Origin of the sequence: Hydrogenophaga sp., from assembly GCF_030651625.1 — a bacterium.
Classification (GTDB): Bacteria; Pseudomonadota; Gammaproteobacteria; order Burkholderiales; family Burkholderiaceae_C; genus Hydrogenophaga.
In genome coordinates, this window is record NZ_JAUSCF010000039.1 from 152,018 (window position 1) to 167,279 (window position 15,262).

Here is a 15,262-nt window from a genome sequence, read left to right on the forward strand (position 1 = left end):
GATTTGCAACAGACGTGCGGCCAAGCATGATCACGTCGTCACAGCCTTCGGTGCGCACAAGCCCGAAATGTAATGGGAACGCAAAAGGCGATTCAATTGAGGGCCCAAAGGCGCAAAGTGATCAAAGTGCTCTGTGGCCGATGTCGCGGCGACACTGCATGCCTTCAAAGTGAATGGTGTCAACAACACCGTATGCTTTGCGCTGCGCATCGGTCAAGGTGTCTCCCAGAGCGGTGACACACACCACCCGCCCCCCTGAAACCGAAACGTTTGCCCCGCTGACGCTCGTGCCGGCGTGAAAGACCACAGCGTCGGGCGTATCGGCGGGAAGCCCTGTGATCGGGTCTCCCTTTCGGGGGCTCAGCGGATAGCCAGCTGCCGCCAGAACCACACCGAGCGCCACGCGCGGATCCCATTCCAGCGTCACGCGGTCCAGTTCGGCCCGCGTCGCCGCCAGCAGCACCTGGGTCAGGTTGCTCCTGAGGCGCATAATGATGGGCTGCGTCTCCGGGTCGCCCATGCGGCAGTTGAATTCCAGCGTCTTCACACGGCCATCGGGTGTGATCATCAGACCCGCGTAGAGAAAGCCCGTGTAGGGAACGCCATCTGCGGTCATGCCTCGCAGCGTGGGCAGGATCACCTCGTTCATCGCACGCTCGTGCACGGCGGGAGTGACCACTGGAGCTGGGGAGTACGCTCCCATGCCACCGGTGTTGGGTCCCTGGTCAGCGTCCAACAAGCGTTTGTGGTCCTGGCTGGTGGCCATGGCCAACGCGTGCACGCCATCGCACAGCACGATGAAGCTGGCTTCTTCGCCTTCCAGAAACTCTTCAATGACGACGCGCGCTCCCCCTTCGTTATGGGCAACGCCCAGCCTGTTGTCCAGCAGCATGAAATCGATCGCCTCGTGCGCCTCAGCCGCTGTCATGGCCACCACAACGCCCTTGCCGGCCGCCAGCCCGTCGGCCTTGACGACGATGGGTGCGCCCTCTGCGTTCACGTAGGCGTGAGCGAGCGCTGGGTCGGAGAAGGCCTGGTACCTGGCGGTGGGAATGCCATGGCGCTGCATGAAGGCTTTGGAGAATGCCTTGGAGCTCTCCAGCTGGGCCGCCGCCTTCGTGGGGCCGAAGATGGGCAGACCGTGGGCGCGAAACTCGTCGACCACGCCGGCAGCCAGCGGTGCCTCGGGCCCCACCACCGTCAACGCCACGCCCTGCGACTGCACCCATTCGCGCAGCGCCACCTTGTCCGTGATATCCAGATTGATCAGATCCGGGTCGCGCGCCGTGCCTGCATTGCCAGGTGCAACGAACACCTGGCTCACGCCATCGTCCTGCTTGAGTTTCCACGCCAGCGCATGCTCGCGGCCACCGCCACCAATCACCAATACTTTCAAACCATTCTCCAAAAATCCAAGCACGACTCAGGCAGTTTGCCGGAGCACGATGTTCCAGTCCAGAACGCGGCGGAACCGGCTTTGCCGGGCCGCATCGCGCTGCCTCCTTGAGGGGGTGACGCGCGAAGCACAGCGCGGGGGTATGTTCTATTCTGCGCAGCGGCGGGTCACAACCCAGCGTTATGAAAGACCTCTTGCACGTCGTCCAGATCTTCAAGAACATCCAGCAGCTTCTGCATGCGCAAGGCGTCTTCACCGGTCAACGCCACCGTGTTCTCGGCGCGCATGGTCACCTCGGCAATCTCCGGCTTCAGACCAGCGGCCTCCAGCGCGTCTTTCACCGCTTCGAATTCGGTTGGCGCGGTCAGCACCTCGATGGCACCGTCGTCGTCACTGATCACATCGTCGGCGCCCGCCTCCAGCGCGATTTCCATCACTTTGTCTTCGGAGGTGCCCGGCGCAAATACCAGTTGGCCGCAGTGCTTGAACTGGAAAGACACCGAACCATCGGTACCCAGGTTGCCGCCGTGCTTGCTGAAGGCGTGCCGCACCTCGGCCACCGTGCGTACCCGGTTGTCGGTCATGGTGTCGACGATCACCGCAGCGCCACCGATGCCGTAGCCTTCGTAGCGGATTTCCTCCAGGGCCTGACCTTCCAGGTTGCCCGATGCCTTGTCCACGTTGTACTTGATGCGGTCGGCCGGCATGTTGGCGGCCTTGGCTTTGTCGATCGCCAGCCGCAGCCTGGGATTCATAGCTGGATCACCTCCCCCCTGGCGAGCAGCCACGCTGATCTCGCGGATGACACGTGTCCAGATCTTGCCCCGCTTCTCATCCTGGCGACCCTTGCGGTGCTGAATATTTGCCCATTTGCTGTGTCCGGCCACGAAATTGTCCTTCTGCCCGTGCTGGCTTTGATCTAATAAGGTTGCGATTTTACGATTTCACCCGCCCTGCTCCGAACAACGCCCAGATAGGAAGTCCCCGCCATGGCCGAACCGATGTTGATCGCCCAGAACGCCCACACCACCTGCCAGCTGTTGCCGGGCCTGGCCAACCGACACGGCTTGATCACAGGCGCCACCGGCACCGGCAAGACGGTCACGCTGCAGACCCTGGCCGAACAGTTTTCCAACATTGGCGTGCCGGTGTTCATGGCCGATGTGAAGGGAGACCTCTCCGGCATCAGCCAGAAAGGCAGCTTTGGTGAAAAAATCAGCAAAGTGCTGCAAGACCGAGGCATCACCCTGCCCGATCCCCAGTCCTGTCCCACCACACTGTGGGATGTTTTTGGCGAGTTGGGCCATCCGGTGCGCGCCACCGTGAGTGATATGGGCCCGCTGCTGTTGGCGCGCATGCTCAATCTGAACGACACGCAGTCTGGCGTGCTGAACCTGGTGTTCAAGATCGCAGACGACAACGGTCTGCTGCTGCTCGACATGAAAGACCTGCGGGCCATGTTGCAGCACGTCGGTGAAAACGCCAGGCAGTTCACCACCGAATACGGCAACATCAGTGCGGCGAGCATCGGTGCCATCCAGCGCGGCCTGATGCAGGTCGAGCAACAGGGAGGGGACCGGTTCTTCGGCGAGCCCATGCTCGACATCAGCGATTTCATGCAGACCGTCGATGGCAAGGGGGTGATCAACATCCTGGCGGCCGACAAGCTCATGAACGCTCCGCGCCTGTACGCCACCTTCCTGCTGTGGATGCTTTCCGAGCTGTTCGAGACCCTGCCCGAAATCGGCGACCCGGACAAACCCAAGCTGGTCTTTTTCTTCGACGAGGCCCACCTGCTGTTCAACGAAGCACCCAAGGTTCTCATCGAGCGCATCGAGCTGGTGGTCCGGCTGGTGCGGTCCAAGGGAGTGGGCGTGTATTTCGTGACCCAGAACCCACTGGACATCCCCGACAGCGTGCTCGGCCAGTTGGGTAACCGCGTGCAGCACGCCCTGCGCGCCTTCACGCCGCGCGACCAGAAAGCGGTGAAAGCCACCGCGCAAACCATGCGCCCCAAAGCCGGGCTGGACATCGAGGCCGCCATCACCGAGCTGGCTGTGGGCGAGGCACTGGTGAGCCTGCTCGACGCCAAGGGCCGCCCGTGCGAGACCGAGCGCGTGTACGTGGTACCGCCGGGCAGCCAGCTGGGGCCCATCACTGCAGAACAGCGCCAGCGGTTGCGCGAGGTATCGCTGGTGGCTGGCGTCTATGAAAAAGTGATGGACCGCGAGAGCGCCTACGAGATGTTCGCTCAGCATGCAGCCCAGCGCGGCGGCGCAGAAGCCGCGCCTCAAGCGGACAAGGCCGCTCCCAAGACGCCAACCATTCCCGGCGCGGCGAAGCAGTCGCCCGGGACCAGCGGTGGCGGCATTGGCAACAAGGTCAATGAAACCCTGTTCGGTCGAACCGGACCGCGCGGTGGTCAGTACGATGGCCTGGTCCAGACCATGGCGAAGACGGCCGCTCGCACGGTGGCCAACGGGCTGGGTCGGCAAATATTGCGGGGTGTGCTGGGTGGGCTGATGGGCGGCAAGCGCTGAAGGGAGTCCATCCTTTGAAATGGGCGCTCTACCTGCTTCTCACGATCGTAGGCGTCGTGTTCGTCGCGGTACAAGTCGGTCTGCTGAACGGCCAACAGCCTGACGATCTGGGCGTGAAGAATGGTCGATTCAAGCCACCGTCGATCACACGGAACAGCGTCAGCAGCCAGGCAGCGTTGCACCCTGAACACCCACAGCGCACCCACGCCAGTATCGAGCCGCTGCCATTCAAGGCGGGCGGCCCTGCCGACTCGATCAAGGCCCTGGAAACGGCCCTGAGCACGTTGCCCGGCATCACCGTGATCGAAAGAAGTCCCTACTACCTCTACGCGCAGGCACAAACCCGCTGGCTCCGGTTTGTTGACGACCTCGAGTTCTGGGTGAACCCGGCCAGCCATTCGATCGAGATGCGCAGCGCCAGCCGCCTTGGGCGTGAGGATCTGGGCATGAACCGCCAGCGCATCGAGGCGCTTCGGGCCGCCTACCTTGCCATGCCTTGACCGAACAACACGCAGACCTTCTCCCAATAAAGAAGGCCCGGGTGACCGGGCCTTCTTTCATGGGCTCACACCAGCCTAGCCTGCGGTGGCTTCCTCAGGCTTGGCCTTGCCTTCCTTCTTCTGCAAGGGCTGGATGTCGAGCTTGACCTCCTGGGTCTCCTTGCCGGCGTCGTCGGTGACCGTCTCCAGGTCCACGGTCAGTCGCCCACCTTCGGTCAGGCGGCCAAACAGCAGCTCGTCGGCCAGCGCACGACGGATCGTGTCCTGGATCAGGCGCTGCATAGGACGCGCACCCATGAGCGGGTCGAAGCCCTTCTTCGCCAAGTGCTTGCGCAGGTTGTCGGTGAACGCAACCTCCACCTTTTTCTCTGCGAGTTGCCCTTCGAGCTGCAGCAGGAATTTGTCGACCACCCGCAGGATGATGTTCTCGTCCAGTGCCTTGAAACCCACGATGGCATCGAGCCGGTTGCGGAATTCTGGCGTGAAGAGGCGCTTGATGTCGGCCATTTCGTCGCCCGCTTCCCGGGGGTTCGTGAACCCGATCGTGGCCTTGTTCATGGTCTCGGCACCCGCGTTCGTGGTCATGATCACGATCACGTTGCGGAAGTCGGCCTTGCGCCCGTTGTTGTCGGTCAAGGTGCCATGGTCCATCACCTGCAACAGCACGTTGAAGATGTCCGGGTGGGCCTTCTCGATCTCGTCCAGCAGCAGCACGCAATGCGGCTTCTTGGTCACGGCTTCGGTCAGCAAGCCTCCCTGGTCAAAGCCGACGTAGCCCGGAGGCGCACCGATCAACCTGCTCACGGCATGGCGCTCCATGTACTCCGACATGTCGAAGCGGATCAGGTCAATACCCATGATGTAGGCGAGCTGTTTCGCCGCTTCGGTCTTGCCCACGCCGGTCGGACCGCTGAACAGGAAGGCGCCGATCGGCTTGTCGCTCTTGCCCAGTCCGGACCGCGCCATCTTGACCGAGGAAGCCAGCACTTCAAGCGCCTTGTCTTGACCAAACACCACGCTCTTCAGGTCGCGCTCGAGCGTCTGCAGCTTGCCACGGTCGTCATTGGACACGTTGGCGGGCGGAATGCGCGCAATCTTCGCCACGATCTCCTCGACCTCGGTCTTGCTGATCGTCTTCTTGCGCTTGGACACCGGCAAGATGCGTTGCGCAGCACCGGCCTCGTCGATCACGTCGATGGCCTTGTCGGGCAGGTGGCGGTCGTTGATGTACTTGGCGCTCAGTTCGGCAGCGGCCTGCAGCGCGGCCAGTGCGTACTTCACGTTGTGGTGTTCCTCGAAGCGGGACTTGAGGCCCTTGAGGATGTCCACGGTCTGCTCCACGGTAGGCTCGACCACATCAACCTTTTGGAATCGGCGGCTGAGCGCCGCATCTTTTTCGAAGATGCCACGGTACTCGGTGAACGTGGTTGCACCAATGCACTTGAGCTGGCCACTGGAGAGCGCCGGCTTGAGCAGATTGGAGGCGTCCAGTGTGCCACCCGAAGCTGCTCCGGCGCCAATAAGGGTATGGATCTCGTCAATGAACAGGATCGCATTTGGCTTGTCCTTGAGCGACTTGAGCACACCCTTCAAACGCTGCTCAAAATCACCGCGGTACTTGGTGCCGGCCAGCAGCGCGCCCATGTCCAAGGAAAACACGCTGGATTCGGCCAGGATTTCCGGGACGTCGCCTTGCGTGATGCGCCATGCCAGACCTTCGGCAATGGCCGTCTTGCCCACGCCGGCTTCACCCACCAGCAGCGGGTTGTTCTTGCGGCGGCGGCACAGGATCTGGATGACACGTTCGACCTCGTATTCGCGTCCGATCAATGGATCGATCTTGCCGTCTTTGGCAAGCTGGTTCAGGTTCTGGGTGAACTGTTCCAGTGGTGAGGCTTTCTCATTGCCCTTGGGCTCGGCAGCTTCTTCGTTTTCAGCGGCGCTATCGCCGGGCTTGCCGGTGTCTGGCGGGTCGCTTTTGCGAATGCCATGCGCAATGAAGTTCACCACGTCCAGTCGGGTGACGCCCTGCTGGTGCAGGTAGTACACGGCGTGCGAATCCTTCTCGCCAAAGATGGCGACCAACACGTTGGCACCAGTGACTTCCTTCTTGCCATTGCCGGTGCTTTGCACATGCATGATGGCGCGCTGGATCACCCGCTGGAAGCCCAGCGTGGGTTGTGTGTCCACTTCGTCGGAGCCAGCCACCTGCGGGGTGTTGTCTTTGATGAAATTGGTCAAAGACTTGCGCAGGTCGTCGATATTGGCCGAACAGGCCCGAAGCACCTCCGCCGCGCTGGGATTGTCCAGCAGGGCAAGCAAAAGGTGCTCCACGGTGATGAATTCGTGTCGCTGTTGCCTGGCCTCAACGAAGGCCATATGCAAGCTGACTTCAAGTTCTTGGGCAATCATGGACACGTCCTTTGGCTGTGGGTGATCTGAATCGCAAACGGTGAGAGCAGTGAATGGGTGAATACGTTCACATCTGGGGCAGGTTCGTTCTTATTCAACAGGTTCACTCAAGCATTGCAGTGGGTGCCCTGCACCTCTGGCTGCCTGCGAGACTTGGTCGACCTTGGTACTGGCCACATCGCGAGAATAAACCCCGCAAATACCTTTGCCTTCCAGGTGAATCTTGAGCATGATCTGCGTGGCTGTTTCCCGATCCTTGCCAAAATACTCTTGAATGACGTGCACCACGAACTCCATGGGCGTGAAGTCGTCATTGAGCAGCACGACCTGAAACATTTGCGGCGGCTTGGTGCGCTGGGTTCGGCGCTCAAGCACCACTGCGTCGTCACTGCCCACGCTGGGCGGGGTGACTGGTGTTTCCGGTTTTTTTGGATTCTGGGTGGCCATGAAATCCATTCTAGCGGTGCGCACACATCCCCAACGAATGCTGGGCATAGCAACCGTGATTCCGCTCCGGGGCAGGTAGCCAGGTAAAAGATGGCACAGCGATTCATGCACCATTGTGCAGCGCGCACCCAAAACAAAACCGCCGAGGAGCCATGCTTCCCGGCGGCTATTTGAGGCATTTGCTTCAGCCAGGACTTCATCCGACAAGCGGATGAAGCCGCAAACTCAAGCTCTCACATGTTTTCGATCATGACCTGGCCAAAGCCAGAGCAGCTGACTTGGGTGGCCCCTTCCATCAGGCGGGCGAAATCGTAGGTCACCTTCTTGCTGGCAATCGACTTTTCGATCGAGCTGATGATGAGGTCTGCGGCTTCTGTCCAGCCCATGTGGCGCAACATCATTTCGGCAGACAGGATTTCGGAACCGGGGTTCACGTAGTCCTTGCCGGCGTACTTGGGTGCCGTTCCGTGAGTGGCTTCGAAGCAGGCCACCGTGTCAGACAGGTTCGCGCCGGGGGCTATGCCAATGCCACCGACCTGAGCGGCCAGGGCGTCGGAGATGTAGTCGCCGTTCAGGTTGAGCGTGGCCACCACGGAATACTCCGCAGGGCGCAGCAGGATCTGCTGCAGGAAGGCATCGGCGATGCTGTCCTTGACGATGATTTCCTTGCCCGTCTTCGGGTTTTTGAACTTGCACCATGGGCCGCCGTCGATCAATTCAGCGCCAAACTCCTTTTGGGCCAAGGCATACGACCAATCGCGGAAGCCACCCTCGGTGTACTTCATGATGTTGCCCTTGTGCACGATGGTCACGTTGGGCTTGTCGTTGTCAATGGCGTACTGGATCGCCTTGCGCACCAGACGCTCGGTGCCTTCGCGGGACACGGGCTTGATGCCGATACCCGAGGTGTTCGGGAACCGGATCTTGGTCACGCCCATCTCTTCCATGAGGAACTTGATCAGCTTCTTGGCCTTGTCGGATTCCGCTTCGTACTCAATGCCGGCATAGATGTCTTCAGAGTTCTCACGGAAGATCACCATGTTGGTCTTCTCGGGTTCCTTCAGTGGAGAAGGCACACCCTTGAAGTACTGCACGGGGCGCAGGCAAACGTAGAGGTCGAGTTCCTGGCGGAGCGCCACGTTGAGCGAGCGAATGCCGCCGCCCACCGGTGTGGTCAGCGGACCCTTGATGGAAACCACGTACTCCTTCAGCGCAGCCAGCGTTTCTTCCGGCAGCCAGACGTCAGGACCGTAGACCTTGGTTGACTTCTCGCCGGCGTACACCTCCATCCAGTGGATTTTTTTCTTGCCGCCGTAGGCTTTGGCCACAGCAGCGTCCACCACCTTGAGCATCACGGGGGTGATGTCCAACCCAGTGCCGTCGCCCTCGATGTAGGGAATGATGGGCTCGTCAGGCACGTTGAGTGACATGTCGGCATTGACGGTGATCTTTTGGCCTTCGGCGGGCACTTTGATGTGCTGGTACATGGAATCGGGTCTCCGGTAAGAGCTTGGAAAGCGACGCAGCAAATTGGCAACTGAGGCTGCATCGACTGAAACATCATTTCACATGATGCATTCGGCGATTTTATCCCCTCCGACTGTACCGGGCCTGACACCGGGTGTCACCCCGCGCTCGGCCGGTCACCCTTTCCCTGCTGCGTTGGACCCGCCCATGCGACGTTAAGATGCCGCCATGAAAGCTCGCGCCGCATCATCCCAGATTCGAAAGCCAGCCCGGACCATGCGCTGGATAGTGTTGCTGACCCTTGCCTCTGCAGCACCTTGGGTGGCCCTCGCCGACCAACGGACCGACCAGCCTCAACTGGACCTGCCCCGTACCCGATTGAGTGCAGGCATGCACCAGATCGACGCCCAGGTCGCCCAGACGCCCGGTCAACGCCAGATCGGCCTCATGCACCGGCGCGAGATGCCACAACATGAAGGCATGCTGTTCATCTTTGAACAGCCAAGCGTTCAATGCTTCTGGATGAAAAACACCCTGATTCCCCTGACGGCCGCTTTCGTGGCCGACGACGGAAGCATCGTGAATCTGGCGGACATGCAGCCGCTGTCCGAAAAGAGTCATTGCTCGGACCGACCGGTGCGCTTCGTCCTTGAGATGAACCAGGGCTGGTTTGACAAACGCCGCATTGCGCCAGGCTACCGGCTGACGGGTCCGGTCTTCCAAACCCGGTAGGTTGTTGCATCCGGGCGCAAAAAAGCGGCCTGTCGGCCGCTTTTTTGTGCTTCCTGGCCCGTCAGGTTCAGGCGAAATTCGATTCGGCAAACGACCAGTTGACCAGTTTGTCGAGGTACGTTTCAACGAACTTCGGGCGCGCGTTACGGTAGTCGATGTAGTAGGCATGCTCCCATACATCCACCGTCAACAAGGCCTTGTCGCCCGTGGTAAGCGGCGTTCCGGCGGCACCCATGTTCACGATATCCACCGTTCCGTCTGCCTTCTTGACCAGCCAGGTCCAGCCGGAACCGAAGTTGCCCACCGCACTCTTCACGAAAGCTTCCTTGAAAGCGGCGTAGCTACCCCATTTGGCATTGATGGCGGTCGCCAGCGCGCCCGATGGCTCGCCACCGCCATTGGGCTTCATGCAGTTCCAGAAAAAGGTGTGGTTCCAGATCTGGGCGGCGTTGTTGTACACACCACCGCTGGCCTTCTTGATGATGGACTCAAGATCGAGGTTCTCGAATTCGGTCCCCTTTTGAAGGTTGTTCAGGTTCACCACATAGGCGTTGTGGTGCTTCCCGTGATGGAACTCTAGCGTCTCGCGGCTGTAATGCGGAGCCAGATCGTCCAGGCCGTAAGGCAATGTGGGTAGGGTATGTTCCATGGGTTTTCCTCGTGTGATTGAAGTTTTGAAAACAACGAACGATGATCCAACTGCGAAAACCGCACCACCGTCCCAGCACACCATTGTAGGAAACCCCGATGCAAGCAACCGCAACAGGGTTTTACCGAGTGTCCACCGTCATTCCAATCTGCCCATCGGCGAGTGTGGCCACAACGGCCTGACCGGGATGGCTCTGGTCTGCGCGCGTGATGGCCACCCCCTGCTCATCGCTCAGATAGGCATAGCCACGTTGCAGCACCAGTTGCGGATCCAGCATTCCCAGCGATGTTTCACAGGTCTGCAGGCGTCTGTATTGCAACTCGACAGCGCGACTCAGCGCCTTCGGAAGCGAAGCCCCTACGGCCTCGATCTGTATCCGGTGTCGCTGGGCGACATGCATCACACCGCTGTGCATTCTGTGTTGAAGAGCAGACAGCCGCTGAGCGCTCTCATGCAAACGGGTTGAGGGCCGTCCCAGGCGCTGGGCGATGTAATCGATACGCTGCGCACGGCGATCCAGGCCACTCACCATCTCATCTCGCAGGCGCTCCCCCAGATAGGTCAACTCGCCCAGGCGCTGCTCCCTGGCCGGGGAACACAGCTCTGCCGCGGCCGTTGGCGTGGGTGCACGCAAGTCCGCGACAAAGTCGGCCAGGGTGAAGTCCGTTTCATGGCCCACGCCACAGACCACCGGCATGGGTGCCTGCGCAATGGTTCGTACCACGCTGGCATCATTGAACGACCAAAGATCTTCCAGCGAGCCGCCGCCACGCACCAGCAGCAACACATCGCTTTCGCCGCGCTCTTCGAAACGCCTGAACGCGGTTCGCAGGGCAGCACAAAGCTCGGCAGGCGCCTGATTGCCCTGCACAGCCGCCGGATAGACCACCACCGGCAGATGCGGGACACGTCTGCGAAGCGTTGTCACGACATCTCGCAAGGCCGCAGCGCCCAGTGATGTCACGACACCGATGCTCCTGGGTTGGTCCGGCAGGGGCCGTTTTCTCCCTGCGTCGAACAATCCCTCGGCTTCGAGCTTTGCCTTGAGCAACAGAAATTGTTCAAACAGGGCACCCTGCCCCACGGGCTGCAGGCTTTCGACGATCAATTGAAGATCGCCCCTCGGGCCGTACACGTCCAGCTTGCCGCGCACCTCGACCAGTTGCCCGTCTTGAGGCTGGAACTTCAACTGGTCGGCCGCCCGCCGGAACATGGCGCAACGCACCTGGCCCGTTTCGTCCTTGAGTGAGAAATAGCAATGACCGCTGGCCGCCCTGGAAAAGGCTGAAAGCTCGCCGCGGACGGCGACAGGGTTGAACCGGGCCGACAAAGTGTCCGCAACCGCTCGCATGAGAGGCCCAACCGCCCACACCCGGCCCGCAGCATCAGCTGATACAGAAAAAAAACCTTCAGACACAGGGCCTCCAAGCCAAAAGGTGTCCACAGGCCGCGCTGTTCCGAGCGTTCGGCATACAAGAGCCATCAGCAGGGTGAAAACAAGTACAAGTCATTGATTTCATGGTGTTTTGCGTGGTGCTGCTTCAAATCCTGAAGCAGCGCAGTCTGGCTTGCATTGAAGTCGGGCCCGTCCACACCATGTTTTTCACAAAGTTATCCACAGACCGATCGGGGCCGCGGGGTACGCTGGACAAACCCTCATGGGTGCGCTTTCGGGGTGCAAGCCCGTGGAGAAAAGCCAAATGGGGAAGGCGGTGCTCGTACGCCATAATCCCATCGATCGAAATCAGTCCGCCAGTTGCGGCGGCGACCGCTTGGAGCCCTGTTTTGTTTTCCATCATACAAGCCGCTGGCTGGCCCATCTGGCCTCTGATCGCCTGTTCCATCCTGGGTCTGGCCCTCATCATCGAGCGCTTCATCAGCCTGAAAACCGACCGGATTGTCCCGCCAAAGCTCCTGGACGAGGCGATCATGGTTTCCAATGCGAGCATTCCCGGCCCCGACGTGGTGGCCCAACTCGAGCAGAACTCGGTGCTGGGCGAGGTACTTGCCAGCGGATTTCGCACACTCAACAGCAACCCGAAGGTCAGCGAGAGCGATTTGCGATCGAGCCTTGAAGGTGCGGGGCGTCAGGCCGCAGCCAAGCTGCAACGCTACCTGGGTGCACTGGCCACGATTGCATCGGCGGCGCCCCTGCTTGGCCTGCTCGGCACCGTGATCGGCATGATCGAGATTTTTGCCTCCCAGGGGAGCGCGGGCGGCATGGGTACTTCGCCGGGTGGCGGCGACCCCACCCAACTGGCACGCGGCATTTCGATCGCGCTGTACAACACCGCTTTCGGCTTGATGATTGCCATTCCGGCGCTGATCTTCTGGCGGTACTTCCGGGCGCGGGTGGATGCCTACCTGCTGGTCATGGAAGTGGCCTCCGAACGATTCGTTCGCCACCTGATCAGGGTCCGCAAATGAACTTCCAGACGACCAGCCGGGATGAGCCTGAGATCAATCTGATCCCGTTCATCGACATTCTTCTGGTGGTTCTGATCTTCCTGATGTTGACCACCACCTACAGCAAGTACACCGAGCTGCAGGTGAACCTGCCAACGGCTGACGCCGAGTCATCCCGGGACAAACCCAGGGAAGTGATCGTATCCATCAGCAGCGATGGTCGCTACGCCATCGACCGCCAGGTGCTCACTGAAACCGGCGTCGAAGCGCTGACCAGAGCACTGTCGTCGGCCAAGCCGAGCGAAGGCGATGTCGTGATCGTCATAAGCGCCGATGCCGCCGCCACGCACCAATCGGTCATCAACGTCATGGACGCCGCGCGACGGGCCAACCTCGTTCAAATCACCTTCGCCACCCAGCAGTCCAGCAGCGGTCCGGCCGCCCGCACCCGCCCCTGAACGGGGGCGTTCCCCATTGAGCGCCACACAGGCAACACGCGAAGCCCGATGGCAGGCGCTCGCGCAGACGAAGGGCGTTCTGGCGAGGGCCTTGTGGCCAGTCTCGGTGGTCTACGGCACCCTGATGGCACTGCGCCGCTGGCTCTACGCGACCGGCCGCCTGACCACCCACCGGTTGCCCGTCCCAGTCATTGTGGTGGGCAACGTCGTGGTCGGCGGTGCGGGCAAGACGCCCACCGTGATCGCGCTGGTGAAGCATCTTCAATCCAGAGGCTGGCGACCGGGCGTGGTGTCTCGCGGTCACGGCGGCACCCACACCAGGCCGATACAGGTCAAGGCAGACACGCCGCTCACAATCAGTGGCGACGAACCCGCCTTGATCCATCGAAACACGGGCGCGCCGGTGTTCGTTGCGAAACGCCGCGTGGACGCGGCCCGTGCGCTGCTTGAGACCTGCCCGAACACAGATGTACTGATCTGCGACGACGGTCTTCAGCATCTGGCACTGGCGCGCGATGTGTCGATTGTGGTGTTCGACGACCGGGGCACTGGCAACGGATGGCTGTTGCCAGCCGGGCTGCTGCGTGAACCATGGCCGCCCCATGGCGAGTTGGGCAAGCCCGATTTCGTGCTGCACCAGCATCGCGACGACCGGCAGCCAACCGCCGTGCCCTTGCCACCGGGCACGGCGGCCTTCAATGCCACCAGACACCTCTCAAACGAGGTGATTGGCGCACAAGGCGAGCGGCTGACCATGCAAGCGCTTCAGGGCACTTCCTTGAGCGCTGTGGCCGGCATTGCACGGCCTGATGTTTTCTTTGACATGTTGCGAGCGCGCGGTCTCACGCTGCTGAACGAAGTGGCCCTGCCCGACCATGCAGAGCTGGCCGACTACGCGGCGCTGCTGTCGGCCGGGCCCGCGACACTGATCTGCACCGAAAAGGACGCGGTCAAACTGTTTCAGCAGGCCATCCCTGCCGGCTCGGCCGTGTGGTCGGCCCCCCTCGAAGTCGATATCGATCCCGCTTTTTTCAATGCCATCGAGAAGCGAGCTTCTGCATGGAAAGCTGAGGACTGAATCCCGTCGATCCACATGCCGCAGCTATGATCCGGAAAGCGGCAGTTGACCGCGCTGACTTCCGCCGGAGATGCCCATGGACACCAAACTGCTCGATCTGCTGGTCTGCCCTGTCACCAAGGGGCCGTTGATTTACAACCGTGAAAAGCAGGAGCTGCTTTCCCGCAGCGCCCGTCTGGCGTACCCGATCCGGGACGGCATTCCGATCCTGCTCGAACATCTTGCGCGCCCGATCACGGAGGAAGAGGCAGCGAGACCTCCCGCACCGACACCACAACCATGAGCCTGCATGCCCATGAAGGCGCCGGCTTCACCGTTCTGATTCCCGCAAGGATGGCCTCCAGCCGGCTGCCGGGCAAGCCGTTGGCCGACATCGCAGGTTTGCCCATGATTGTGCGCGTGGCACGCCAGGCGAACCTCAGCCGGGCCTGCCGTTGTGTCGTTGCCGCTGATGACGAGCGAATCGTGGCAACCTGCAAAGCGCATGGGGTAGAGGCCTTGCTCACGAGAACAGATCACCAGTCGGGCAGCGACCGACTGGCCGAGGCTTGCGATCTGCTCGGCCTGCCAGACGACGCATTGGTTGTGAACGTGCAAGGTGACGAGCCTTTGATGGACCCTGATCTGATCAACGCGGTCGCGCGCGAACTCACCCGCAGACCCGATTGCGTCATGAGCACCGCCGCCCATGCCGTTGACAGCCTTGATCAGTTCGCCAACCCCAACGTGGTCAAGGTCGTGCTGGACCGCTCGGGCATCGCTCTCTATTTCAGCCGCGCGCCCATCCCCTGGTGGCGAAACAGCGAGGGACTGAACGGCTCCCCTCCCCTTGACGCCCTGAAGGGGCTGGCCGGGCCAGCGCCACTGCGCCACATTGGCATCTACGGCTACCGCTCGGCGTTTCTGCGCTCATTTCCGAAACTGGAACCTGCCGCCATTGAGCAGGTTGAGGCACTGGAACAGCTGCGGGTGCTCTGGCATGGTCATCGCATTGCGGTGTACATCAGTGACAACGAACCCGGTCCAGGCGTGGACACGCCTGGCGACCTTGAGCGGGTTCGCGAGTTGCTCCAATCCACCTCATCCCCGCTCTGAATAATGAGTGATTCCATGGCGCTGACCCTGTAAGGCAGCGGCCGGGAAGCACATGCTATCCTCGATCGGTTGCCCCGGGGGC

General features: G+C 61.2%; 15 protein-coding genes. 8 read left to right on the forward strand and 7 right to left on the reverse strand.

Features of this window, described 5'->3' with window-relative positions; translation table 11 throughout:
- Positions 1–121: 121 nt before the first annotated feature.
- Together purD and Q7V46_RS19060 are read right to left on the reverse strand one after the other, a co-directional pair.
- A complete protein-coding gene (gene purD, locus Q7V46_RS19055) occupies positions 122–1,396 on the reverse strand; it encodes a phosphoribosylamine--glycine ligase (RefSeq protein WP_304915149.1) in 1,275 nt (424 codons plus the stop codon).
- Between the two features lie 167 nt (positions 1,397–1,563).
- Positions 1,564–2,283: a YebC/PmpR family DNA-binding transcriptional regulator gene (locus tag Q7V46_RS19060; RefSeq protein ID WP_304915150.1), complete on the reverse strand. Its 720-nt coding sequence runs from the start codon at positions 2,281–2,283 to the stop codon at positions 1,564–1,566.
- Positions 2,284–2,385: 102 nt separating this feature from the next.
- Here Q7V46_RS19060 and Q7V46_RS19065 point away from each other — a divergent pair, with 102 nt between their 5' ends.
- On the forward strand, positions 2,386–3,936 hold the full coding sequence (locus tag Q7V46_RS19065) for a helicase HerA-like C-terminal domain-containing protein (RefSeq protein ID WP_304915151.1): 1,551 nt from the start codon (positions 2,386–2,388) through the stop codon (positions 3,934–3,936).
- Between the two features lie 14 nt (positions 3,937–3,950).
- Entirely contained in the window at positions 3,951–4,436 is a 486-nt protein-coding gene (locus Q7V46_RS19070; protein WP_304915152.1) for a DUF1499 domain-containing protein, read from the forward strand.
- A 75-nt stretch (positions 4,437–4,511) separates the two neighbouring features.
- On the opposite strand, the gene clpA is transcribed toward Q7V46_RS19070, so the two are convergent.
- The 3 genes from clpA to icd all read right to left on the reverse strand — a co-directional run bounded on the left by clpA (position 4,512) and on the right by icd (position 8,782).
- Positions 4,512–6,848 (reverse strand): ATP-dependent Clp protease ATP-binding subunit ClpA, encoded by a 2,337-nt coding sequence (clpA, locus tag Q7V46_RS19075; RefSeq protein ID WP_304915153.1) that lies wholly within the window; start codon positions 6,846–6,848, stop codon positions 4,512–4,514.
- Positions 6,849–6,938: 90 nt separating this feature from the next.
- Positions 6,939–7,304, reverse strand: coding sequence for an ATP-dependent Clp protease adapter ClpS (gene clpS, locus Q7V46_RS19080; RefSeq protein WP_304915321.1), 366 nt, complete (start codon positions 7,302–7,304; stop codon positions 6,939–6,941).
- Positions 7,305–7,528: 224 nt separating this feature from the next.
- Positions 7,529–8,782, reverse strand: a complete 1,254-nt coding sequence (gene icd, locus Q7V46_RS19085; RefSeq protein WP_304915154.1) for an NADP-dependent isocitrate dehydrogenase — start codon at positions 8,780–8,782, stop codon at positions 7,529–7,531.
- Positions 8,783–8,990: 208 nt separating this feature from the next.
- Here icd and Q7V46_RS19090 point away from each other — a divergent pair, with 208 nt between their 5' ends.
- Positions 8,991–9,494 carry a DUF192 domain-containing protein gene (locus Q7V46_RS19090; protein WP_304915155.1) on the forward strand — a complete coding sequence of 168 codons (504 nt, stop codon included), beginning with the start codon at positions 8,991–8,993 and terminating at the stop codon, positions 9,492–9,494.
- A gap of 67 nt (positions 9,495–9,561) precedes the next feature.
- Here the strand turns inward: Q7V46_RS19090 and Q7V46_RS19095 are convergent, their stop codons facing one another.
- Entirely contained in the window at positions 9,562–10,143 is a 582-nt protein-coding gene (locus Q7V46_RS19095) for a superoxide dismutase (protein ID WP_304915156.1), read from the reverse strand.
- Positions 10,144–10,264: 121 nt separating this feature from the next.
- On the reverse strand, positions 10,265–11,494 hold the full coding sequence (gene xseA / locus Q7V46_RS19100) for an exodeoxyribonuclease VII large subunit (RefSeq protein WP_370690389.1): 1,230 nt from the start codon (positions 11,492–11,494) through the stop codon (positions 10,265–10,267).
- 434 nt (positions 11,495–11,928) lie between these two features.
- Between xseA and Q7V46_RS19105 the strand changes: the two genes are divergently transcribed.
- The 5 genes from Q7V46_RS19105 to kdsB all read left to right on the forward strand — a co-directional run bounded on the left by Q7V46_RS19105 (position 11,929) and on the right by kdsB (position 15,180).
- A complete protein-coding gene (locus tag Q7V46_RS19105; protein ID WP_304915157.1) occupies positions 11,929–12,570 on the forward strand; it encodes a MotA/TolQ/ExbB proton channel family protein in 642 nt (213 codons plus the stop codon).
- The gene (locus Q7V46_RS19110; protein WP_304915158.1) at positions 12,567–13,007 is read left to right on the forward strand and encodes a biopolymer transporter ExbD; all 441 of its coding nucleotides are present in this window, start codon (positions 12,567–12,569) and stop codon (positions 13,005–13,007) included. The genes Q7V46_RS19105 and Q7V46_RS19110 overlap by 4 nt, the downstream gene beginning before the upstream one ends.
- Before the next feature lie 16 nt (positions 13,008–13,023).
- On the forward strand, positions 13,024–14,085 hold the full coding sequence (lpxK, locus tag Q7V46_RS19115) for a tetraacyldisaccharide 4'-kinase (protein WP_304915159.1): 1,062 nt from the start codon (positions 13,024–13,026) through the stop codon (positions 14,083–14,085).
- A gap of 76 nt (positions 14,086–14,161) precedes the next feature.
- Positions 14,162–14,368 carry a Trm112 family protein gene (locus Q7V46_RS19120; protein WP_304915160.1) on the forward strand — a complete coding sequence of 69 codons (207 nt, stop codon included), beginning with the start codon at positions 14,162–14,164 and terminating at the stop codon, positions 14,366–14,368.
- A complete protein-coding gene (gene kdsB / locus Q7V46_RS19125; protein ID WP_304915161.1) occupies positions 14,365–15,180 on the forward strand; it encodes a 3-deoxy-manno-octulosonate cytidylyltransferase in 816 nt (271 codons plus the stop codon). The genes Q7V46_RS19120 and kdsB overlap by 4 nt, the downstream gene beginning before the upstream one ends.
- Positions 15,181–15,262 lie beyond the last annotated feature (82 nt).